This is a genomic window from Idiomarina sp. UBA3162 (genome assembly GCF_002364475.1).
Lineage (GTDB): Bacteria > Pseudomonadota > Gammaproteobacteria > Enterobacterales > Alteromonadaceae > Idiomarina.
Genome location: NZ_DEYI01000034.1, coordinates 1 through 21,689, shown reverse-complemented (window position 1 = coordinate 21,689; position 21,689 = coordinate 1). Strand labels below are relative to the sequence as shown.

General features: G+C 48.6%; 22 protein-coding genes and 1 other annotated feature. Of the genes, 11 read left to right on the top strand and 11 right to left on the bottom strand.

Features of this window, described 5'->3' with window-relative positions:
- Positions 1-2,000 (top strand): ABC transporter permease (locus B2X00_RS03895; RefSeq protein WP_290486199.1); only part of this gene is annotated, 2,000 nt, incomplete at its 5' end.
- A 13-nt stretch (positions 2,001-2,013) separates the two neighbouring features.
- Positions 2,014-2,904, top strand: coding sequence for a TIGR01777 family oxidoreductase (locus B2X00_RS03890; protein WP_290486198.1), 891 nt, complete (start codon positions 2,014-2,016; stop codon positions 2,902-2,904).
- Here the strand turns inward: B2X00_RS03890 and B2X00_RS03885 are convergent.
- The 10 genes from B2X00_RS03885 to B2X00_RS03840 all read right to left on the bottom strand — a co-directional run bounded on the left by B2X00_RS03885 (position 2,861) and on the right by B2X00_RS03840 (position 13,065).
- Positions 2,861-3,733 carry an alpha/beta fold hydrolase gene (locus B2X00_RS03885; RefSeq protein WP_290486197.1) on the bottom strand — a complete coding sequence of 291 codons (873 nt, stop codon included), beginning with the start codon at positions 3,731-3,733 and terminating at the stop codon, positions 2,861-2,863. The genes B2X00_RS03890 and B2X00_RS03885 overlap by 44 nt on opposite strands.
- A gap of 6 nt (positions 3,734-3,739) precedes the next feature.
- A complete protein-coding gene (locus B2X00_RS03880) occupies positions 3,740-4,039 on the bottom strand; it encodes a YciI family protein (protein WP_290486196.1) in 300 nt (99 codons plus the stop codon).
- Between the two features lie 3 nt (positions 4,040-4,042).
- Positions 4,043-4,585 carry an inner membrane-spanning protein YciB gene (locus B2X00_RS03875; RefSeq protein ID WP_290486195.1) on the bottom strand — a complete coding sequence of 181 codons (543 nt, stop codon included), beginning with the start codon at positions 4,583-4,585 and terminating at the stop codon, positions 4,043-4,045.
- Between the two features lie 11 nt (positions 4,586-4,596).
- The gene (trpA, locus tag B2X00_RS03870; RefSeq protein WP_272977866.1) at positions 4,597-5,400 is read right to left on the bottom strand and encodes a tryptophan synthase subunit alpha; all 804 of its coding nucleotides are present in this window, start codon (positions 5,398-5,400) and stop codon (positions 4,597-4,599) included.
- Positions 5,401-5,414: 14 nt separating this feature from the next.
- Positions 5,415-6,608, bottom strand: a complete 1,194-nt coding sequence (trpB, locus tag B2X00_RS03865; RefSeq protein ID WP_290486194.1) for a tryptophan synthase subunit beta — start codon at positions 6,606-6,608, stop codon at positions 5,415-5,417.
- Complete coding sequence (gene trpCF / locus B2X00_RS03860) at positions 6,605-8,041, bottom strand: bifunctional indole-3-glycerol-phosphate synthase TrpC/phosphoribosylanthranilate isomerase TrpF (RefSeq protein WP_290486193.1); 1,437 nt, start codon at positions 8,039-8,041, stop codon at positions 6,605-6,607. The genes trpB and trpCF overlap by 4 nt, the downstream gene beginning before the upstream one ends.
- Positions 8,031-9,047: an anthranilate phosphoribosyltransferase gene (gene trpD, locus B2X00_RS03855; RefSeq protein ID WP_006956561.1), complete on the bottom strand. Its 1,017-nt coding sequence runs from the start codon at positions 9,045-9,047 to the stop codon at positions 8,031-8,033. Before trpD ends, trpCF begins: the two co-directional genes overlap by 11 nt.
- Positions 9,040-9,669 carry an anthranilate synthase component II gene (locus B2X00_RS03850; RefSeq protein ID WP_006956562.1) on the bottom strand — a complete coding sequence of 210 codons (630 nt, stop codon included), beginning with the start codon at positions 9,667-9,669 and terminating at the stop codon, positions 9,040-9,042. Before B2X00_RS03850 ends, trpD begins: the two co-directional genes overlap by 8 nt.
- Positions 9,666-11,264 carry an anthranilate synthase component 1 gene (locus B2X00_RS03845; protein WP_290486192.1) on the bottom strand — a complete coding sequence of 533 codons (1,599 nt, stop codon included), beginning with the start codon at positions 11,262-11,264 and terminating at the stop codon, positions 9,666-9,668. Before B2X00_RS03845 ends, B2X00_RS03850 begins: the two co-directional genes overlap by 4 nt.
- Positions 11,265-11,297: 33 nt before the next feature.
- Positions 11,298-11,400, bottom strand: a sequence feature (Trp leader region).
- Between the two features lie 111 nt (positions 11,401-11,511).
- Complete coding sequence (locus tag B2X00_RS03840; RefSeq protein WP_414653676.1) at positions 11,512-13,065, bottom strand: S10 family peptidase; 1,554 nt, start codon at positions 13,063-13,065, stop codon at positions 11,512-11,514.
- Positions 13,066-13,238: 173 nt separating this feature from the next.
- Here B2X00_RS03840 and B2X00_RS03835 point away from each other — a divergent pair, with 173 nt between their 5' ends.
- The 7 genes from B2X00_RS03835 to B2X00_RS03805 are packed head-to-tail and all read left to right on the top strand — an operon-like array spanning position 13,239 to position 19,981.
- Positions 13,239-15,269, top strand: coding sequence for an NADPH-dependent 2,4-dienoyl-CoA reductase (locus B2X00_RS03835; RefSeq protein WP_290486200.1), 2,031 nt, complete (start codon positions 13,239-13,241; stop codon positions 15,267-15,269).
- A gap of 1 nt (position 15,270) precedes the next feature.
- The gene (locus B2X00_RS03830) at positions 15,271-16,086 is read left to right on the top strand and encodes a PHP domain-containing protein (RefSeq protein WP_290486191.1); all 816 of its coding nucleotides are present in this window, start codon (positions 15,271-15,273) and stop codon (positions 16,084-16,086) included.
- 26 nt (positions 16,087-16,112) lie between these two features.
- Complete coding sequence (locus B2X00_RS03825; protein WP_006956574.1) at positions 16,113-16,736, top strand: L-threonylcarbamoyladenylate synthase; 624 nt, start codon at positions 16,113-16,115, stop codon at positions 16,734-16,736.
- Positions 16,737-16,754: 18 nt separating this feature from the next.
- Entirely contained in the window at positions 16,755-17,579 is an 825-nt protein-coding gene (locus B2X00_RS03820) for a segregation and condensation protein A (protein ID WP_290486190.1), read from the top strand.
- Positions 17,548-18,114, top strand: coding sequence for an SMC-Scp complex subunit ScpB (gene scpB / locus B2X00_RS03815; protein WP_290486189.1), 567 nt, complete (start codon positions 17,548-17,550; stop codon positions 18,112-18,114). The genes B2X00_RS03820 and scpB overlap by 32 nt, the downstream gene beginning before the upstream one ends.
- Positions 18,107-18,982, top strand: a complete 876-nt coding sequence (rluB, locus tag B2X00_RS03810; protein ID WP_290486188.1) for a 23S rRNA pseudouridine(2605) synthase RluB — start codon at positions 18,107-18,109, stop codon at positions 18,980-18,982. Before scpB ends, rluB begins: the two co-directional genes overlap by 8 nt.
- 12 nt (positions 18,983-18,994) lie before the next feature.
- Positions 18,995-19,981, top strand: a complete 987-nt coding sequence (locus B2X00_RS03805; protein WP_290486187.1) for an agmatine deiminase family protein — start codon at positions 18,995-18,997, stop codon at positions 19,979-19,981.
- On the opposite strand, the gene B2X00_RS03800 is transcribed toward B2X00_RS03805, so the two are convergent.
- Positions 19,974-20,678, bottom strand: coding sequence for an SIMPL domain-containing protein (locus B2X00_RS03800; protein WP_290486186.1), 705 nt, complete (start codon positions 20,676-20,678; stop codon positions 19,974-19,976). The genes B2X00_RS03805 and B2X00_RS03800 overlap by 8 nt on opposite strands.
- Positions 20,679-20,724: 46 nt before the next feature.
- Between B2X00_RS03800 and B2X00_RS03795 the strand changes: the two genes are divergently transcribed.
- Together B2X00_RS03795 and B2X00_RS03790 are read left to right on the top strand one after the other, a co-directional pair.
- Positions 20,725-21,192 (top strand): regulatory protein RecX, encoded by a 468-nt coding sequence (locus B2X00_RS03795; protein ID WP_290486185.1) that lies wholly within the window; start codon positions 20,725-20,727, stop codon positions 21,190-21,192.
- A gap of 73 nt (positions 21,193-21,265) precedes the next feature.
- Positions 21,266-21,689 (top strand): alanine--tRNA ligase-related protein (locus B2X00_RS03790; RefSeq protein ID WP_290486184.1); only part of this gene is annotated, 424 nt, incomplete at its 3' end.

Below are 21,689 nucleotides of genomic sequence, written 5' to 3'. Positions count from 1 at the left end.
CTTATGAGCCTGATGTCGGTTTTTCTGTGTTCACTGACAGTCCCAATGTCATCATTCGTTATTCACAGTTAGCTGAGACGGGGTTAATTCAACCGGGAAGCCGCGTACGTTACAACGTCTTATTCGCCGGAACGCCAACACAATTGGATAACTACGAGAATTGGCTTCTCCCACAATTGAATGATGACACTCATAGCTGGCGCAGTATCGAAGATGGCGATAGCCCCTTGGCGCGCGCCCTAAATCGTGCTGAACGCTTTATGATGTTGGCGAGTCTGTTAGGTGTAGTGCTTGCAGCAACGGCTGTTGCCGTAGCCGCGCAACGCTACTGTCAGCGCAACTATGACGTGGTGGCGATATTTAAAACCTTAGGGGCGGGCAAACAGCAAATCCGTAAGATCTTCGTGCTTCATTTGCTATTGCTTACGGGGATCAGCGTCGGTGTTGGTATTCTGCTCGGGTGGCTCATTCAATCTTATGTGATTAACTGGGTCGCTGAACAATTGGGCGCTTCATTACCATCAGCCAGTTGGCGACCTTATGCGCTCGCTATCGCAACGGGCCTGATTAGCGCGGTGATGTTTACGCTTTACCCGCTATTTAGACTGATTTCTATTCCACCGTTACGTGTACTGCACCGTCAAATGGTCGGTGTACAGGCGATTCGCTGGCTGCAATGGATATTAAGCGGCGGCACGATTTATGGGTTATTGGTACTGTACTCACAGCAATGGTGGTTATCAACGGCCTTGTTCGTAGGCGGCGCTTTTGCTGCGGGTATCCTTTTATTGATTGGTCGTCTACTGATCGGTGCAGGTCGAAAAGCGGGCATGCAAGCAGGGAGTGCTTGGCGTTTAGCAATGGCAGGTTTACAACGACGCGCTTCAGCAAACAGCGTGCAAATGCTGAGTTTTTCAACCGCGATTATGCTGTTGTTGTTGGTCATCGTCATGCGCAATGATTTACTTGCTGATTGGCAGCGCCAACTACCAGCGGATGCACCGAATTATTTTGCGCTGAATATCGCTGAAGAGAAAGTCGACGATTTGCGCGCTATGTTCGCTCGAGAGGACATCGAAGCAACCGATCAATATCCGCTGATCCCCGGTCGGGTAACCCACCACAATGGCACTGAACTGATTGATGAAGTGACCAAAGAAAACCGCGAGGAAGTCGAGCAAGGTGATCGCGAGGAAGGTTTTGGCCGCGAACTTTCATTGACATGGCGCGATACGGTACCGCCTAACAATGAGGTTGTGAGCGGCGAGTGGTGGGGCGATAATGCCGAGCCACAGGTATCCGTTGAAAAACAAGCAGCTGAACGATTAGAAATTAAAGTAGGTGATACGCTGACTTTTAACATTGGTGGTGAGGTGTTTACCGTGCCGGTGACGAGTCTACGAGAGGCGGATTGGGGCTCGCTTCAGCCCAACTTCTACATGATTTTTAATACCAGTACGCTCGCTGACTTCCCGGCAACCTATATAACTAGCTTTCATTTAGACAGTGAGCGAAAAGACGAGCTATACCAATTGTTTAGACCGTTTCCCGAGGCGTCTTTGATCGATTTAGACGCGATTATTGAGCAAATCCGTGAAGTTATCTCGCAGGTCAGTATTGCGATTCTTTTCGTCTTAGTTCTGGTAATGATTGCAGGCGCCTTGGTATTGATAGCGCAAGTACAGGCGAGCATGGAGGAGCGCCAAAAAGAACTGGTTATTCTACGCACCTTGGGTGCTTCAGGTAAGTTGCTAAGTCGGAGCATCAGCTATGAATTTCTAATGTTAGGGGCTATAAGTGGTTTAATAGCGACCATAGCGATGGATTTATCGCTGCTTATTTTACAGACCCAAGTCTTTAACATGGATGCTACCTGGCATTGGCGTTTGTGGTTGGTGGGTCCTATTTCAGGCGCGGTTGTCGTCGCTTTGTTAGGTCGACTCGCATGTTCGCGTCTGATTCGCCGCAATACGGCACAGTTGATACGTAAATTGATCTAGTGGGAGACGAAGTATGAATATTCTTATAACTGGCGGTTCCGGGCTTATTGGCTCAAGCTTTATTCGCTACTTCGGTCAACAACATCAGTTTACGGTGACGACGCGCTCAATAGAGCGCGTCAAGCAACAATTTCGAGGTTATAATGTCGATGTTATAGGTGAACTGCCAACTGCTGAGGCGCTCGCTTCGTTTGATGCGGTGATTAACCTGCAAGGCGCTGGGATTGCCGACAAGCGCTGGTCGGCCGAGCGTAAACAGCAACTGCAGAATAGTCGCTGGCAAGTCACTGAAGATCTAGTGCAGCGAATACAAGCGTGTTCTAAGCCCCCCATCTTACTCAGTGGGTCTGCGATCGGTGTCTATGGTCCGCGTAACAGCGAACCGGTGGACGAGTCGGCTACGGCGAATCAACGCGATTTTGCTGTCGAGCTTTGCGAGCAATGGGAGCACATTGCGCAGCAGGTAAAAGATCATACGCGTGTTGTGTGTTTACGCACTGGCGTCGTACTCGACAGCAGCCAAGGTGCATTGCCACGCATGTCGCTACCCTATAAATTCGGTTTAGGTGGTCCAATGGGCTCCGGCGAACAAATGATGTCGTGGATTCACATAGAGGACATGATCCGCGCGATAGAATTTATTCTGCAGGACGACAGCATCTCGGGGCCGGTTAACTTGACGGCACCTAATCCAACGCCGAATAAACAGTTTAGCCAAACCTTAGCGAAAACGTTGCACCGGCCCCATGTATTATTCGTTCCAGCGTTTGCGTTGAACCTAATGTTGGGAGAAATGGCTTCGATGTTGTTAGAAGGGCAAGCGGTCGTGCCCAGAAAGCTTGAGCAAGCGGGATTTAACTTTAACTTTCCTCAGTTACAAGACGCGTTGTCTGATCTGCTTTAATGGCAGGTAACAACTCTTTTTGCCAAAGCGTCTGCTGGTGGGTCGGCTTAAAGATATTAAAGTGTCCGATGCGGCGACCCGCCTGTTGCGGAGTCAAACGCGTCAGCTTTTGTTGTGTATTAGGATAACGTTGTAACAGTGCACGAACGTTATTTTCTACCAACAACTCATCATCACTAATAGCGAAGGCATGATACGATTGCGTTAAACGTTGATAGCCTTTGAGTTGCTCAGTCGATAAATGGTCGAATAAATAATTGCGGCTGCGACACCAACGGCTCCACTGACGCATTGCCCGTGCTGGCATATCACCCACCATATTGAGTCGTTTGCCGGGAAAATAACCCGCGATCGGTGTCGCAAGTGGTATCGCAAAATACCACAACAGCCAAGACGTGCGTTTGACTTGAGAACTCGCTTGTCGCCAGTACCCGGTTCCGGAAGCCACCGTGACTATCCTATCAATACGCTCGGGATGAGGAATTAATCCCAAAAGTTGACCACCTAAACTATGGCCTAGCCAAGTTAATTCGGCGCTCGGAAGTTGCTCCCGTGCCCAAGTGAGCACGTTATCAAGATCCACGGTCGCCCAATCGATAATGTCGGTCTCAATTTTACTGAGCGGCTTATCTTTAGAGTCGCCAATCCCGTAGTAATCGAAACACGTCACGGCAATACCCTGTTCTGACAACCAATGCGCAAATCGATGATAAAACCGTTGTTTGACACCCAGTGCAGGTGCAATCACAACATGTTGTTGCGGCTCCGCGGCAGGAAAGTGATTAATTGCTAATACGCGGTTAGCATATTTGAGCCGTGTGGATTGCATACAGAGTTAGGGGAGCACCGGGTTGAACGGTTTAACCTGCGCTGAACGGTAGACGCCTGCATCCCAGTATGGATCGGCGTGCGCCCACTGCTCTGCTTGTTCAAGGGTGTCGAATTCAGCGATTACGACTGAGCCGGTGAAGCCCATGATACCTGGATCCTTCTCTGCAATCGCAGGGCAGGGGCCTGCGACTAACAGTCGGCCCTGTGCCTTTAGCGCCTCTAACCGTTTGATGTGAGCCGGACGCGCTTGCTTGCGCTTGGCGAGCGAATCGTCATGATCTTCTGCAAAAATCACAAACCACATGGCTTATTGTTCTCCTTCCATGTCCTCAGCGTGTCGGTAGATATACATTCCTGTAGCAACGACAAGCACTAACGAAATACCAATGATGCCAAAGACTTTAAAATTAACCCAAGCATCTTGTGACATATACTGAGCAACGTAAACATTCACTGCAGCGATAGCCAAACAAGTAATAATCCAGGCATACGTGAGTCGGTTCCAAGCACTATCTGGCATTTTTATGTCCGCATCAAATAGACTTTTAAGTGGACTGGTTTTTTTTATCCAAAGTGTGCCAGCTAACAGCGCGGCAATCAGCACATAGATAATGGATACTTTGATTTTAACAAACCAATCATCGTGTAGAAAAACGGTGATGCCGCCAAAAACCAGCACGGCACCTAACACGATCCAATGACGCGTAGTAATAGGTTGCTTAAGCAGCTTAAGACCGACTAACTGTACAATCGTTAATCCCATTAAAGCCCAGGTTGCCGCGAAAATATCGACCATCTGATAAACAACAAAAAAGACAACTAATGGTAAATACTCTAATACCAGCGCCATGGATACTCCTACTACGATGTGGCTGACTTCATCGACTCAACAAATTGCCCAAGTTGGTCGAGCATTTGTGCTGTATTGTCGATGTTTTTTTCGATAATAGCAACGACTGCGGAACCACTGATAGCGCCCTGAGCGCCCGCCTTAATCGTGGCTGTTACATGTTCAGGTTGAGAGATACCAAAACCCAGCATAATCGGAGCTGAGCCGGCTGAACGCAGTTGTGAAATGAGTTTCTCGGCCGGCACCTGCATTTGTGTCTCTGTTCCCGTAACCCCAGAGCGACTAAGCAAGTAAACATAGCCTTGGCTTTGTTTGGCGATCGCCTCGATCAACGAATCTGAAGCATCCGGCGGACAAATAAACACGGGCGCTATTTGACGATCGATAGCCGGTTGTGAAAAGCGAATTGCCTCTTTGGTTGGTAAATCGGCGACGAGCACCGAGTCGACACCGACAGCGGCCATTTTTTCATAAAAGGTATCGATACCTTTGGCAAAAATCAGGTTTGCGTAAACCAGCAAGCCAATCGGTATATCAGGTGCGTATTCGCGGACCTGTTTTAGAATCGATAAACAGTCTTCAAATCGCGTACCTCCCTCGAGGGCGCGAACATTAGCGCGCTGAATGACGGGACCGTCGGCGACCGGGTCAGAGAACGGAAGACCCAGCTCAAGTGCATCAGCGCCCGCGTCGATCAGTCGCTTAATCACCTCAACGCTGACTTCGGGAGTTGGGTCGCCCAGCGTCACAAAAGGCACGAAAGCCCCTTGATGTTGCTTGTCTAGGTTTGCAAATAGTTGTTCATAACGACTCATGTGTGGACACCCTATTATTGTTCTTGAGCATTAAAAATACGACGGACGTGATCGATATCTTTGTCACCACGACCCGATAAATTGATCAATAAAATCTCTGGCGCATCGGGTTCAGCCGCACGTTTCAGCGCATAGGCGAGCGCATGTGCAGATTCCAATGCAGGTATAATGCCCTCATGGCGGGAAAGCAATTGAAATGCCGCCAATGCCTCATCATCTGTTACCGACTCATAACGTGCACGACCAATAGCCTTTAAGTGCGCGTGTTGTGGTCCAACGCCCGGGTAGTCCAAACCTGCTGAGACCGAGTAGGATTCTTCCACTTGCCCTTCGTCGGTTTGCATCAAGTAGGTCAAGCAGCCGTGCAAGATACCTGGACTTCCCGCTGTTAGCGTTGCACCGTGATGCTGTGTGTTGACACCTTTGCCTGCGGGTTCAACGCCCACGAGGGCTACATTAGGTTCGTCGATAAAATCAGTGAACATGCCAATGGCATTCGAACCACCGCCTACACAAGCAATGACTTCATCGGGTAAACGACCTGCTTGCTCAATAATTTGCTGCTTTGCTTCTTCTCCGATCATTTTGTGGAATTCACGCACAATTGTTGGGAAGGGGTGAGCTCCCGCCGCCGTACCGAGCAAGTAATGAGTGGTTGGGTAGCTGGCAGTCCAATCACGTAGTGCTTCGTTTACCGCATCTTTTAACGTCCCGCTGCCGGTATCAACAGGTACTACTTTAGCGCCCATTAATTCCATACGAAATACGTTGGGCTGCTGACGTTCGACGTCTTTTTTACCCATGTAGATGATGCACTCGAGGTCGAGCAATGCACACGCCAGTGCGGTCGCTGTACCGTGCTGTCCCGCACCGGTCTCAGCGATAATTCGTGTTTTTCCCATACGCTTGGCAAGCAAGGCTTGCCCGAGTACTTGGTTAGTTTTATGTGCACCACCATGTAGCAAATCTTCGCGTTTGAGATATATTTTTGTACCGTTGGGGCTTTCAAGTGGCAAGTTACGACATAGGGATAGAGGTGTTGGTCGGCCTAAATAATTTTTCAGCAGCCCACGAAACTCCTGCTGAAACGCCTCATCTTGTTGCGCATCGATAAATGCTTTTTCTAGCTGCTCGAGCGCAGGTAGAAGGATTTCAGGTACGAACTGACCACCAAAATCACCAAAATAAGCTGAAAGTGACTGGCTCATGCTGCGGCCTCCTGTGATTGAATTGATTCTGCATTGGCGCCGTAATGACGAATGCGTTTAAAAAGAGCTGATATTAACCGTGCATCTTTGATGCCTGCTTGCCACTCCAATTTAGAGCTTGCATCGATACCGATAAAGTCTTGTTCAATTGCGGCGCAAACATTATCGGGACTGATACCGCCAGCGAGTAGGCAACGTCGACGTTCATCTGTATCTAATTCGTTCAGTAACTGCCAATCAAAGGTTTTGCCGGTACCCCCTTGACCATGATCGAGTACAAAACGGTCAACTGAGTGACGCAAGGGATGTTCATTGAGTCTGAATGGTGCGTCAACGGTGACCGCTTTCCAAATCTGTACGTGTGCGATACCGGCTTGCTTAAAGCGGTTCTTGAGTTCAACGGTAAAGTCGATATCTTCATGTCCGTGCAATTGCACTGCGTGTAAACCCAGTTCGAAAGCTGTATCAACAACAAAGGATAGCGGTTGGTCGGCAAATACGCCGACATACTGAAGACCCTGAACTTGACGGATAATCGCCTCGGCCTGGCTTGGTTCAATGCATCGAGGTGAACGCTCGGCAAAGATGAGTCCGCCAAATACCGCACCGGCTGCATGAGCGTTTAAGGCGTCCTCCGCTCGAGTTAGTCCACAGACTTTGTTTTCACCATACAATAACTTACGGCAAGCCAGGTCGACATCGTTTTCAGCACTTAATGCACTTCCGACTAAAAAGCCATTTACGACATCACTGCAGCGGCGAATATCTTTGTGTTGGCTAAAGCCCGACTCAGCAACAAGTAAGGCACCCTCGGGAGCATAAGGTGCGAGCTCATGACTGCGATTCGGGTTGATGCTGAGGTCGGTCAAATCACGGTGATTAATACCAATAATGCGCGCACCTAACTGCGCGGCGCGACGCATCTCAGTCTCATTGGCGACTTCCGTCAGTACATCTAAACCTAAATTGTCCGCGATTGCGTGTAGATGTTGATACTGCACATCATCGAGTACCGATAACATGAGTAGGATCGCATCAGCGCCAAAGTAGCGTGCTCGATAAACTTGCTGTTCATCAATAAAGAAATCCTTGCATAATATCGGTAGGTTAACCTGTTGACTGACAGCCGCAAGGTATTCATAGCTGCCTTGAAAATACTCAGGTTCAGTTAATACCGAAATCGCGGCAGCATAGGGTTGGTAGGTTTTTGCCAACTCCACTGGATTAAAATGGGGGCGAATAAGTCCCTTGGAAGGGGACGCTTTTTTGCACTCTAAAATAAAGCCCGCTTGAGGCTGGTTCAACGCATCGTACAAACTACGCTCACTGCGCGATAGCGCGTGTTTGTCACTCGGCATCGGGTAGTGTTGCTCCTGCTGCTCGTTCTGCACTCGTTTGCGGGCAATAATTTCAGTCAGAATATTACTCGACATAGATGCCTCCTTGTACCGCTTGAATCGCCTCTAAGTGTGTCATGGCTGCGCCGCTCGCAAGATGCTCAAGCACTGCCTGGGCCGCTTGTTTGTAGTCTGAAAACTTATCCGCCATCACTAGCAATGGTGCTGTGTTTATTGCAATGGCATGGTTTTGAGCGCGGGAACCTTGCCCTGCTAAGATACGTTTTAATACCGTGGCATTAAAATCGGCATCGCCGCCTTTTAGCTCGCTCAGTGGTGCTTCATTCAAGCCAAAGTCACTGACCGACAGTGTGTATTGTTCAAGTTGGTTATCACGTAACTCAACAACTTCCGTCGTGCCGTGTAAAGCAAACTCGTCAACGCCAGAGCCATGTACGACCATAGCTCGCTCAGTGCCAAGACGCTGTAAGGTTTCGGCCATCGGTTGTAGCCAAATTGGACTATACACGCCTAATAACTGAATGTTGGGCCGTGCTGGATTCACTAGCGGACCGATAAGGTTAAAAAGGGTACGCGTTTTCAGAGTTTGGCGCACGGGCATCGCATGTTTGATACCGGGATGATAATGCGGCGCAAATAAAAAGCAAAAGCCGTGATCAGCTAACTGCTTTGAAGCCTCGCGCGGATCGAGATCAACGCGCAGACCCAAAGACTCTAATACATCGGCTGATCCTGAGCGCGATGATACGCTGCGATTACCGTGCTTTGCCATGGGTAACCCCATTGAAGAGGCAACTAACGCCGATGTGGTCGATAGATTAATACTGTTGGATCCATCACCACCGGTACCGCAACTGTCCGCAAGTATACCGTTGGTGCTGGTCAGAGGCTTGCTCACATCGAGCACAGCGCGCGCTGCACCGGCCAATTCCGCTGGCGTTTCACCGCGTAATTTCATGGCGACCAATGCGGCACTGATTTGTGCATCATTGAGCTCACCTTTTACCAGGTGACGAAATAGCTTTTGACTCTCGTCCTGGGACAGAGGTCGACCTTCAAGCAGGGTGGTGATCTCATTCATGACTGTGTCCTTGACTAAACTGTGTAAAAAGGTAGTGAACCGCATCCTGCAACATAAGTTTGCCGGTCGGTGTTAATAAAGATTCAGGGTGAAATTGAAAGCCCACAGCATTCAACTCGGTAAACTCCGCCGCCATCGGAATCATTCCGTTGACGCTTTGGCATTCGCCGATTACGTTAATGGTCGCTGGTAAGTCGTAAATACTGAGCGAATGATAACGACCGATGACGCAATGATTTTGTTGCGGTTGGCTCGCGAACAGTGGGTGAGAGCGAAACAACATTTGTGCGGTTTTGCCATGCACGACCTCGCCACAGCGGTCGACTCGGGCGCCGCTTTTTTCAGCCAGAGCTTGAAAACCTAAACAGATACCGAGCATCGGATACCGTTTTTGGCATGCGTCGATCATGTCCATCAAGTTTCCCGCCTGCGAAGGGTTACCTGGACCGGGCGATAGACATACGACTTGTGGACCTGAGTAACTATCGAGTTCACGTAATAGGCGTTCGGCACTGATCGTGTTGCGATACACTTTTAGTTCATAACCGAGTTGGCTGAGCTCATCAACTAAGTTATAAGAGAACGAGTCAAGATTATCGATGAGCGTAATACGACCTTTCATGAGCGCTCTCCTTGTGCATTTGCTGTCTGCACTGCGGCGATTACGGCGCGTGCTTTGTTTTCTGTTTCATCAACTTCCGCCTGCGGATCAGAATCGTGTACCACGCCTGCACCGGCTTGAACCACCGCACGACCGCCACTCACGAAGGCGGAGCGTATAACGATGCAAGTATCCATATCACCATTACCAGCTAGGTAACCCACAGCACCGCCGTAGCTACCACGCCCTTGCTGTTCGACCTGTCGGATGAGCCGTGCCGCACTGACTTTGGGAGCACCAATCAATGTGCCCATATTCATACAGGCGCGGTAAGCGTGAAGCGCATCGCAGTCTTCACGTAATTGACCGACAACACGCGACACTAAGTGCATTACGTGGGAGTAACGATCAACTTTGAGCAGGTCGGCGACATTGCGTGTTCCCGGTTGGCATATTCGCGCAAGATCGTTTCGTGCTAAGTCGACCAGCATCAAATGCTCTGATAATTCTTTTTGATCCATGCGTAACTCGAGTTCTAAGCGACTATCGAGATCGTGATCAAGGTTGCCGTCCGGCTGCTTGCCGCGAGGACGGGTGCCTGCAATCGGATAGAGTTCGACCTGATTGCTCGTCGCGGTGTACTTTAAAGCGGACTCAGGTGAGGCGCCGAATAGCGTGAAATCTGGATGACTTAAATAAAACATGTAGGGTGATGGGTTGGTCTGTTTTAGTACTGCGTAGCTGGCAAGTGCATCGTGGCACGGTAAACTAAAGCGACGCGAGGGCACCACCTGAAAAATATCGCCATCCAGAATATGTTCTTTCAACTCCGACACATGTTGCTTAAATACCGCTTGTGACGGCGTTGCTGTAATACTCTGGTAGTCTGCGGCTAGCGGTGTGTACTGGGTTTGCTGACGTGGCGGTAATTGACACCGTGCTGCGAGCTCTCCGATGCGCTGACTCATTTGCGCATATGCGTCGGATGACACTTCGGGCGTAAACAAGCTAGCTATTAATTGACTCGACTGGCGTTGATGGTCGACCGCTAGCAGTGTTTCAGACACATAGAACACATAATCAGGCGCACGATTTTCGCCGGTTTCAACTTGTGGTAATTGCTCATAACTCGCGAGTAAGTCGTAGCCAAATGAGCCTGCAAGGAATACCGCAAAATCGTGGCTTGAAGCTGCGTTGCGACGCTCTAGCGTGTGTTGGATAAGCCGCAATGGCTCGAAGTTAGAGACCTCTTTAAGGCGACTCATCTCGTCGAGATCACGGTTAGAAACAGGGAATTTGAATTCGCTCGTTGACTCCGAGGTCGCCAGCAAATAATCAGTGAGCTGTTGGTCTAACAGCGCTTTAAGTGGCTTACCGTTATTCGTTAGTGCTTGTACGGTAACGCGCTGGCCGCTGCATTTGAGTTCGAGGGCGGCATCGATGAGTAACAGGCTTTTTAGCGCTTGTTTAGTGCCGATATCGGCTGAATCGAGTAGCACGTGACGACCATGAGGTTGGCAAACCTGTTGGTACACGCTCTGAGTATCGGCTTGATAGGGTAACTCGACCTGAATCGATGTAACCGCTGCTGGCGCTTGTTGAGTGTTTGAATTCATTTAACTACTTCCTTTTGAGACCGCCCAACAAGCATAAAAAAACCCGCTCGTTGAGCGGGTTTTCGAAACTGTACTTATTTACGTATGCGCACAGAACCACCACCCGCTAATTCGGGAAGTGCCACCACCAAGCTTGTAGTGAAAATTGTGCGAGTTGCATCGTAATAATGTCCAATTCGTTTTAGTTTGCTATTCAGTGGTTGACAAATTACCGCGCAAAGAGCGCGGTGTCAACACCCAAAATGAATTACTTGTATTGTGCTGGCTGACCTACTTTTGGAAGCGCGTTCATAATGAACTCACGAAGATCATCATTTGCTTTTTGTAGGTCAGGTCGGCGCAAATACATCATGTGACCACTACGATACCCTTTAAAGCTAATGCGATCTTGCATCAGTTTACTACGGTCTAACTGCCAAGTTGTATACTTCGCATCAAAGTAATTGGTCGCGCCGTCAAAATAGCCCGACTGTACCATCACATTCAGGTAAGGGTTCGCTGCCATCGCTTCACGTAGTTGTTCGCCGGTGTTGTTATTGGTGCGATCCCACGGATGCACAGGACCGAACATATTGTATTTCACATCGGTCTTGTAACCTAACTCTTCGCGTAGATAGTAGTTAATTGCGGGAGTGAACGAGTGTAACCATGAAGTCAGCTCAGCATTGTAGTCAGGACTATCACCTGAACGGCTGCCATCGATACCTAAATAGCGAGAGTCCAGACGACCAATTGTGCGATCGCGGTCTCGTAAGAGTTCTTTCCAGAAATACCAAGTGCTTGGCGCTAAGTTATTACTCAACACGGCTTCTTCTGAAAGGCCAGAGTAGTGTGCCACCTGAGAGGCAATTTGCTCGCGTTGTTGTTGGGTCAGTGAAGCACCTTTTGCTAGCGCGGGTAGATATTCGTTGAGTGTGTATGACTCCGCTTCGTCGAGTACATCTAGCAGATCCTTACTTTGTAGGTCGCTTGGTAATGCGTCGTGGTACCACGCGGCGGCAGCAAAGTAGGGTAGACGATTCGCCTCTTCAACCGGACCGCTACGCTCAATACCCAATTCAGTCGGAGAGACTAGGACAACACCATTGAGGTACATCCATTGTTGATTTTGTAAAGCGTGAGCCAGACCCGATACACGTGTCGTGCCGTAACTTTCACCAATTAAGAACTTGGGTGAACGCCAGCGGTCATAACGTGAGGTGAAGGTATTCATCCACTCGGCTAAATATTGGATGTCGGAGTTAACTCCGAAAAACATTTTTTGTTGAGCGTCACGTGAGGGCATTTCGCCGTCTTCGTTGGGTAGAACACGCGAGTAACCCGTGTTGACTGGGTTGATAAATACGATGTCAGCGACGTCTAAAATTGAATACGGGTTATCTTCGACACCATATGGTTGTACAGGGTAACCTTCATCACTGATCTTGAGGACTTTAGGACCCGTGTAGGCCAAGTGCATCCACACGGAAGCAGAACCTGGACCGCCGTTGAATGAATAGACGATGGGGCGTTTTTCACGGTTATCGATGTCTTCTCGTTTATAATAGGTATAGAACAACGTGGCGGTTGGTTTACCTTCGTCGTTCCATACCGGCAAGGTGCCGGCCGTTGCCGTATAATCAACAGTTTCGCCACGAATTTCGACACTGTGCTCAGTGGTTTTACTTGATTCAATCGGAATTAAACGCTGGTGCGCTGTCACGTCTTGAGTCTGTGCTTGAGCATCTAATGTCATGACTGAGGCGGTTGTTAATAAAGTCGCAGTTAATGTGCCTACGATAGTTTTTGTTGCTAAAGTCATAACGCTCTCCTTGGAATTTTCCATATCAGACTAGCAGGTTTTTACCCGTAGGGGTCAAAACAAATGCGACCATCGTGCGAACAAACACGACTACTGATAGGCTTGAGCAAATACTTATAAAGGTATAGAGTGAGCTAAAATTAAACGCCCGTTTAAAATAGAGAATAATGAAGATGGTAGCTAACACACAACAGTATCCGACGCTTTTCACGCCGCTTGATCTTGGCTTTACTCAATTAAAAAACCGCGTACTCATGGGTTCAATGCATACGGGACTCGAAGAAGAGAAAAACGGCTTCGAAAAGCTGGCGGCTTTTTACGAGGCTCGTGCTAAGGGCGGTGTCGGCTTGATTGTCACCGGTGGTATTAGTCCAAACTTTAGAGGTCGACTGGCGCCTTTGGGGAGTGAACTGTCAAAGCCGTGGCACGTCGCTAAACATCGCAAAGTTACGCATGCTGTTCATAAGCATGACAGTAAAATTTGCCTGCAGATCTTGCATGCGGGACGTTATAGCTATCACCCGTTCTCTCTTGCTCCGAGTGCAATTAAAGCGCCTATCACGCCTTTTAGTCCCAAAGCGATGAGTGAGCGACAAATCACAAATACCATTAGTCACTACGGGCGTTGTGCCAAGCTGGCTCAGAAAGCAGGGTATGATGGTGTTGAAATTATGGGCTCGGAAGGTTATTTAATTAATCAATTTCTCTGCCCACGCACAAATAAGCGCACGGATGAGTGGGGGGGCGATTTTAACGGACGTAGTCGCTTAGCACTTGCAATCGTTAATCGCGTGCGAGAGCAAGTGGGTAAGGACTTTATTATTATTTTTAGATTGTCCATGCTGGACTTGGTTGAAGACGGTCATACGCTCGACGAGGTGATTGAATTAGGACAAGCGCTTGAGAAAGCCGGAGTGACCATCATCAACACCGGTATTGGCTGGCACGAAGCGCGTGTGCCAACGATTGTGACGTCGGTACCACGGGGCGCGTTTGCATGGATCACTGAGCGTGTGAAGCAGTCACTGTCAGTACCCGTTGTGGCTGTTAACCGTATCAATACGCCTGAAATTGCTGAACATATATTGTCCAGTGGGCAAGCGGATATGGTATCGATGGCACGCCCGCTATTGGCCGATCCCGAACTCGTGATCAAGGCGCAACGTCAACAACCTGAAAAAATAAACACCTGTATTGCGTGCAACCAGGCGTGTCTTGATCATGTGTTCTCGAATAAGCGGGCGTCATGTCTGGTTAATCCACTCGCATGCTACGAAACTGAGTTATTAATGCAGCCAACGCAACAGTCAAAACGGCTCGCGGTGGTTGGAGCAGGTCCTGCGGGGTTAGCGTTTGCTTGCTTCGCCGCTGAGCGTGGGCATGATGTAACACTGTTTGATAAAGCGAGCGACATCGGTGGGCAGTTTAATTACGCGAAGCAAATTCCTGGCAAAGAGGAGTTTTTCGAAACCTTACGTTATTTCGATGAGCGCTTAAAAGACGCGGGGGTGAAACGCGTCTTGGGTGAGGAACAATCGGCTGAAAGTCTCACCGAGGGTGGTTTTGACGAAGTCATCTTGGCCACCGGAGTACTACCTCGCCAAGTTGATATTGAAGGTATCGATCAGCCCCATGTGTTGAGTTATTTGGATGTCTTGCGTGATCATAAAGCGGTCGGCCAACGTGTAGCGCTGATTGGTGCAGGCGGTATTGGTTTTGATGTGGCAGAGTATCTGACGACTGAAGAGCAACTGACACTTGATGAATCGGCTTGGAGCGAGCGTTGGGGAATCGATAAATCGTATGAAGCGCGTGGCGGTTTAAAAGAGCAACACCCCGAAGCCAGTCCTCGCGAAGTCTGGTTGCTACAGCGCAAAGAGAGCAAAGTGGGTAAAGGCTTGGGTAAAACGTCGGGCTGGGTACACCGTACTGAACTGAAAAGTAAAAAAGTGCACATGTGGAATGGCGTGACGTACAAGAAAGTGACAGCCGAGGGTTTATTGATTGAGCGCGATGGTAAAGAGCAACTGATTGAAGTGGATAACATTATTATTTGTGCAGGACAGGTTCCGTTACGCGCGTTACAATCTTCGCTAGAGCAACAGGGCAAACCCGTGCATCTGATTGGCGGTGCCGACGTAGCCGCTGAACTCGATGCGAAACGTGCGATTCGTCAAGGGGCGGAACTCGCAGCAAGGATTTAATTTGATAATCGATTTACATTGCCATAGTACGCATTCTGACGGTAGCCTGACTGTGCCCGAGTTGATTGATCGGGCACACAATAACAGTGTGTCGGTGTTAGCGCTTACTGACCACGACAATATCGACGGCGTGGGTGAAGCTCAGCAGTATATTGAGCAAGCGCATTATGATATGACGTTAGTGGCGGGGGTTGAGTTATCCTGTTGGTGGGAAAATTTTGAAATTCACATTGTTGGCTTGAATGTCGACACACGCAGTGAAAGCTTACAGCGGCTGCTGCAAACGCAGCAAAATCGCCGCCGGGAGCGCATCGATTCAATAATCCAAAAGCTCGCGTCGCGCGATATCAACGTTGAGATTGATAGTGAGGGTATCCCTACCCGCAAGCATATTGCCGATCAGCTCGTTCAGCAGGGTTATGTCAATCAAGTTCAAAAAGCCTTTGACCGATTTATCGGCAAAGGTAATTTTGCTTACGTAAGGCCGCAGTGGTGTTCAATTGGGCATGCGATTAAAGCCATACATGACGCCGGAGGTAGCGCAGTGTTAGCGCACCCACATGCCTATCAACTGTCTAACAAATGGCTGAGAAAGCTCATCGGTGAAGCGAAAACTTGGGGGCTTGATGGTATTGAAGTCAGCATCGGTCAGCAAACTTTAGGTCAGCGCTCAGCTTTAGCTGAATTTGCTAAGGATTTCCAATTAAAGGCTTCGCAAGGCTCTGATTTTCACTATCCCTCGCAGTGGCGTGATTTAGGCAAAAATCTTTGTCTGCCGGATACTTGTGTGCCAATATGGAATGACTGGTTCAGTTAAAGACCACACTCGGGTATGGAGGGGCTATGAGCCAATATTTTGAAGTACATCCGATGAATCCACAGAAGCGCCTTATCCAGCAAGCCGTCGATATCATTCGTCAAGGTGGTATCGTGGTTTATCCAACGGATTCGGGCTATGCAATTGGCTGTCAAATTGGCGATAAAAAGGCGGTCGACCGTATTTGCCAAATCCGAGACATTGACAAGGAACACAATTTTACCTTGATGTGTCGTGATCTCTCTGAGTTGTCGACCTACGCTCGAGTCGATAACGATGCATTCAGATTGTTGAAAAATAACACGCCTGGACCATATACCTTTATCCTTAAAGGCACTAAAGAAGTACCTAAGCGGCTATTGAATCCAAAACGTAAAACAATCGGTATCCGCGTGCCTACTAATCGTATTGCACTGGCTTTGTTGGAAGAGCTCAATGAACCTTTAATGTCGACGAGCTTGATTCTCGGTAATAATGAATTGGCGGAATCCGATCCTGAGACAATTCGCGAACAACTCGAGAAGCGTGTCGATCTGATTGTCGATGGCGGCCATAAAGGCGAAGAACCAACGACTGTGGTTGACTTATCTGAGGGCGCCCCCGTGGTCATTCGTGGCGGTTCAGGTGATACTCAGCCGTTTGAATTTTAATGGAGTCATAGCAAGGACGTGGCAGAACAGCAATCCTTACCGCTTGGTTTCGTGCGTGGTGAGCCGGTCATTGAAAAACCGGAAGATCTCTACATCCCGCCCGATGCACTCGAAGTTATCCTTGATGCCTTTTCCGGGCCAATGGACTTGCTGTTGTATTTAATTCGTCGACAAAAGTTTGATGTTGTCGATATTCCCGTGTTAACCATCACTCGGCAGTATGTCCAATACGTGGAGATGATGAAAGAGCTCAAGCTTGAGCTGGCCGCTGATTACCTTGTTATGGCGGCTATGTTGGCAGAAATTAAAAGTCGTTTGCTATTACCAAAGCCGCCGCAAGAGGATGAAGAAGAGGACGATCCTCGAGCTGAGTTAGTGCGCCGCTTACGTGAATATGAAGCGATTCGGCACGGTGCCGAGTATATTGACGAACAGCCGCAAGTAGGTCGTGATATGTGGTTGTCTGAAGTCAGTAGCAATGCGCGCGAACACGTGACCACAGCGCCACCTGAAGTTAGCCTCGAAGATTTAACATTGGCCTTTAGCCGTATTCTTAATCAGATCAAATTAAATGCGCACCATCATATTCAGCGTGAACAGTTGTCCACGCGCGAGCGTATGAGCCAGATCCTGCAGCGATTACAAACGCAACCGTACTTGCGCTTTGGGCAGCTATTTAATAAAAGCGAGGCCCGAGCTGGCGCTGTGGTAAGTTTTTTAGCAATTTTGGAACTTGTGAAGGAATCAATGATAGAATTGTCACAGGTAACACCGATGAGCGAAATTCATCTACGAAGAAAAGCCTCATTTGATGAACAAGAAGCAACTGAAACAACTGATTGAAGCGGCATTGTTTGCACACCCTCAGCCGCTGTCTGTGCAACGGCTGTTTGAGCTGTTTGAGGCAAAAGGTGTATCATTAAATGGCGTTAGATCGGCACTTAAAAGCTTGCAGGACGACTATAACGATCGCGGCATTGAGCTCGTTAATGTGGCGTCTGGGTTTCGCTTTCAAACGCGCCCTGAATTTGGTGAGTTACTTGCAGGCTTGTGGCAAGAACGTCCGACACGATACTCACAGGCGCTGCTCGAGACATTGGCATTGATTGCTTATCGGCAGCCGATTACGCGTGGTGAAATTGAGCAGGTGCGCGGTGTCACCGTAAGTTCGAATATTATTAAAACATTGCAAGAGCGACAGTGGATCGCCGTTGTTGGGCAAAAAGAAGTGCCTGGACGACCGCAACTTTACGGCACCACAGCGCAATTTTTGGATGATTTTAATTTAACAAACTTGTCAGAATTACCATCGATTGATTTTTCTGATGAGACTACCGCTGAGACAGCGATAACTGAGAGAGACGATCTTCATGACTGAGAAGTTACAAAAAGTATTGGCCCGTTCTGGCTATGGTTCACGACGCGAAATTGAGGCCATGATTGGCGCTGGCCGCATCCGTGTGAATGGCAAAGTAGCGCAGGTGGGTGAGCGAATTGATGCCGATGCGTCAGTCCGTATTGACGGTCATGAGGTCGTAATTAAATCCGAAAGCTCAGTTGTTTGCCGTGTTTTGACTTACCACAAACCTGAAGGCGAACTGTGTACACGAAAAGATCCTGAAGGACGCCCGACTGTTTACGAACGCCTGCCACGCATGAGTGGAGCACGTTGGGTTGCAGTGGGCCGTTTGGACGTGAATACCTCAGGTTTATTGCTGTTCACCACCGATGGTGAATTGGCAAACCGATTGATGCACCCAAGCCAAGAAGTAGAGCGTGAGTACGCGGTACGTATTTTTGGTGAAGTGACTGACGCGATGATTAATCGTCTGAAGAAGGGTGTTCAGCTGGAAGACGGATTGGCACATTTTGATACCATCAAAGCAGCAGGTGGCGGTGAGGGAATGAACCGTTGGTATCACGTAACCTTGAAAGAGGGCCGTAACCGTGAGGTAAGGCGATTGTGGGAAAGTCAGGAGGTTCAAGTGAGTCGCTTGATCCGAGTGCGTTATGGCGATATCCAGTTGGAATCAGGTCTTCCACAGGGAGGCTGGAGCGAATTAGCACTGGACCAGGTTAACGAACTGCGTGCTAAAGTAGGTTTGCCGCCTGAGGATAAATCCTTTATCGACCCGCGTCATCAGGAGTCGAAGCAACGCAAGTTTGCTAAGATTCGTAAAGCAACATCGAGACGCAAAGATCGCCTGCGTGAAGCACAGCGCGTCAATAAAAACAAACGTAAATAAGCTAAGTTAACTATGGTTTATTGGCGTCCTGACTTCGCTTCGGGTCAGCAGATTGTGTTGGCTCAACCCTATCGACGTGACGTGTGGAGGCAATCTGCACGTCCAGCGCGCAAGTGTATTGAATCGTTGGCTCAATTACTGCGTCAATACCATCCGATATGCTTGTTAACTCCACAAACCGTTTCTTACGATGATATTTGGATGCGCGATATTCTACCGCTCTGGTATCAAGAGGACTCAGGGCAGTGGCGCGGATTGTTGATGGAGTTCGATGGCTGGGGCGATGTGCAACAAACAATCGAACAAGATAGTCAATTGCCAGAACAGTTATTCGCAGAACATCTTTACCCTGTATCAAAATTGATTGGTGAGGGGGGGATGTTAACTCATAATGGCGAGGTCGCCTTAATGGGGTTAGCGGCATTAAAATCTCGTCAACCCGAGTTGACTGAAAAGCAGTTATCGCGTCGCGTCGAACAGAACTTAGCTGGACTCGACGTATACTTTTTTGACGGTAAACTCAGCGCTGACGAAACCAGCGGTCACATGGATAATTTAGCATTATTTATTGCAGAAGATGTGCTGCTATATTGCACAACAGATGACGAAGCTCACCCGGATTATGCGACGTGTCAGAAACTAGCGCACACGGTGGCGCGATTACCGCAAACTATAGCTAAGGTTGCTTTACCGTTACCGTTACCACAACAACCGATGGAACAGGATAGAGCGGGTATTATAAGCGATAGCAACAGTCTTGTACGTGACATGACCTTGCCCATTTGTTGCAGCTATACGAACCTGATCGCCACTGATAAGGTTATTGTGGTACCTCAATTTGACTTACCCACAGACCAACCGGTGTTAGAGGTTATTCAGCGCCATGCCGGCGGTCGGAAAGTTTTGAGTCATCCTGCGCGCGAATTGGTGCTCGGTGGTGGCGGACTACACTGCGTAAGTCATCAGGTGCCCGCCGACATTTCATTACCGGTTATTTAAGAGAAAACACCACTTCGATGCGCGCTTCAATTTGCTGTTCGCCTGGCATTGAAGCCGATTTTGCGTCCATTCGGGCTTCAGCCATATGAAATACCACGGGACGCGGATACGACTGCTCGGTAATTTCTAAAACCGAGCCGACTTCGCGTTCAGCGACACCCGCCAATTGTGTTGCCTTGTCGCGTGCTGCTGCGAATGCATCGGCTAATGCACGTTGATACAAGTCTTTTTGGTTAGAGACTTCGAAACGAACTTGACTGACCCGCGTGACACCCTGTGCGAGCGCCAAATCCACAATTTGGTCGTATTGTTCGATGTCTGGCAACGTGATTGATATTTCACGCATCACTACAAAACCATCCTGTTTGGTCTGGCCATCATCATTTTGATATTGAGGGTAGACCTGTAATTGATATGAGCGAATATTACGCTCGGGAATATCTCGCTTAATTAAGTCGCGTAGTAATTTTTGCGTTGACTGATCCACTCGGTCTTTCATCGCACTCAATTTGTCACCACGTTGCTCGATGCTAAACTGCAAACTGACTTGGTCGGGAACGGCAGAAGCGGAAGCAGCACCCGTGACGCGGATTTGATCGGGATTGCGGGCTTGCGCCGTTGCATTGAATGACATACTGACAAGAAAAGCCAACGCGGTAGCGATGACAAAATTCCGTGTTGGAGAAAATGGTTTCATAGAGCTTATCCTTTGCTATTCAGTTGTACGTTGGAGTAAATACAGTTTGAAAAGTTCACATGATGATGAGCAGGTGCTCAGAGAGAAATGTTTTAAACTATTAACTAAGCGAGAGCATAGTCGTTTTGAATTAATTTACAAACTGAGCCAACGCGGTTTTGACCGCCCGCTTGTGGAACAGGTCGTTGATCGCATGCAAGAAGAGGGCTGGCAAAGCGATGAACGTTTTGCTCAGAGCTTTGCACGCGAAAAAGTCATGCAGCGACAAGGGCGCACCAAAATCGTGGCACAGGCCACGCAACAGCGTGGCGTTGATAAAGCGCTGATTGATCAGGCTTTGCAACGATTAGAAGTGGACTGGTTTGAACTATGTCAGCAGGTTTATCAAAGCAAGTTTGGCTCGACACAACCGAGTGATCGCAAAGATTGGGCCAAACGGGCACGGTTTTTAATGCAACGTGGCTTTTCGCAAGAGCAAATCAAATTTGCAATACAAGCGCATGATGATGACTAGTGATCAAAACCTTCACATGGTAATCTAAGGGATCATAAATTATGACAAATGCGTGCAAAAAACAGGGTGTTTAATGAGCATTACAAGCGCTGAGATTCGAGAAAAATTTATTCAGTTTTTTGAGCAAAGAGGTCACCAACGGGTACCCTCTGCCTCAATGATTCCTGCTAATGACCCCACATTACTATTCACTAATGCGGGGATGGTGCCTTTTAAAGACGTTTTTTTAGGTACTGACAAGCGAAACTACACCCGGGCGACCTCTGCACAACGTTGCTTACGCGCTGGTGGTAAACATAATGACCTTGAAAATGTCGGTTACACGGCGCGTCACCATACTTTTTTTGAAATGCTTGGAAACTTCAGCTTCGGTGACTACTTTAAGACCGAAGCCATTGAGTTTGCGTGGCACTTTTTGACCCAAGAGCTACAACTTCCTGCCGAAAAGCTGTGGGTTACCGTATTTGAAGAAGATGATGAAGCCTACGATATCTGGG

Coding starts and splice junctions, on each gene's coding strand:
- B2X00_RS03890 (WP_290486198.1), top strand. CDS start 2,014: ATGAATATTCTTATAACTGGCGGTTCCGGGCTTATTGGCTCAAGCTTT.
- B2X00_RS03885 (WP_290486197.1), bottom strand. CDS start 3,733: ATGCAATCCACACGGCTCAAATATGCTAACCGCGTATTAGCAATTAAT.
- B2X00_RS03880 (WP_290486196.1), bottom strand. CDS start 4,039: ATGTGGTTTGTGATTTTTGCAGAAGATCATGACGATTCGCTCGCCAAG.
- B2X00_RS03875 (WP_290486195.1), bottom strand. CDS start 4,585: ATGGCGCTGGTATTAGAGTATTTACCATTAGTTGTCTTTTTTGTTGTT.
- trpA (WP_272977866.1), bottom strand. CDS start 5,400: ATGAGTCGTTATGAACAACTATTTGCAAACCTAGACAAGCAACATCAA.
- trpB (WP_290486194.1), bottom strand. CDS start 6,608: ATGAGCCAGTCACTTTCAGCTTATTTTGGTGATTTTGGTGGTCAGTTC.
- trpCF (WP_290486193.1), bottom strand. CDS start 8,041: ATGTCGAGTAATATTCTGACTGAAATTATTGCCCGCAAACGAGTGCAG.
- trpD (WP_006956561.1), bottom strand. CDS start 9,047: ATGAATGAGATCACCACCCTGCTTGAAGGTCGACCTCTGTCCCAGGAC.
- B2X00_RS03850 (WP_006956562.1), bottom strand. CDS start 9,669: ATGAAAGGTCGTATTACGCTCATCGATAATCTTGACTCGTTCTCTTAT.
- B2X00_RS03845 (WP_290486192.1), bottom strand. CDS start 11,264: ATGAATTCAAACACTCAACAAGCGCCAGCAGCGGTTACATCGATTCAG.
- B2X00_RS03840 (WP_414653676.1), bottom strand. CDS start 13,065: ATGACTTTAGCAACAAAAACTATCGTAGGCACATTAACTGCGACTTTA.
- B2X00_RS03835 (WP_290486200.1), top strand. CDS start 13,239: ATGGTAGCTAACACACAACAGTATCCGACGCTTTTCACGCCGCTTGAT.
- B2X00_RS03825 (WP_006956574.1), top strand. CDS start 16,113: ATGAGCCAATATTTTGAAGTACATCCGATGAATCCACAGAAGCGCCTT.
- scpB (WP_290486189.1), top strand. CDS start 17,548: ATGAACAAGAAGCAACTGAAACAACTGATTGAAGCGGCATTGTTTGCA.
- rluB (WP_290486188.1), top strand. CDS start 18,107: ATGACTGAGAAGTTACAAAAAGTATTGGCCCGTTCTGGCTATGGTTCA.
- B2X00_RS03805 (WP_290486187.1), top strand. CDS start 18,995: ATGGTTTATTGGCGTCCTGACTTCGCTTCGGGTCAGCAGATTGTGTTG.
- B2X00_RS03800 (WP_290486186.1), bottom strand. CDS start 20,678: ATGAAACCATTTTCTCCAACACGGAATTTTGTCATCGCTACCGCGTTG.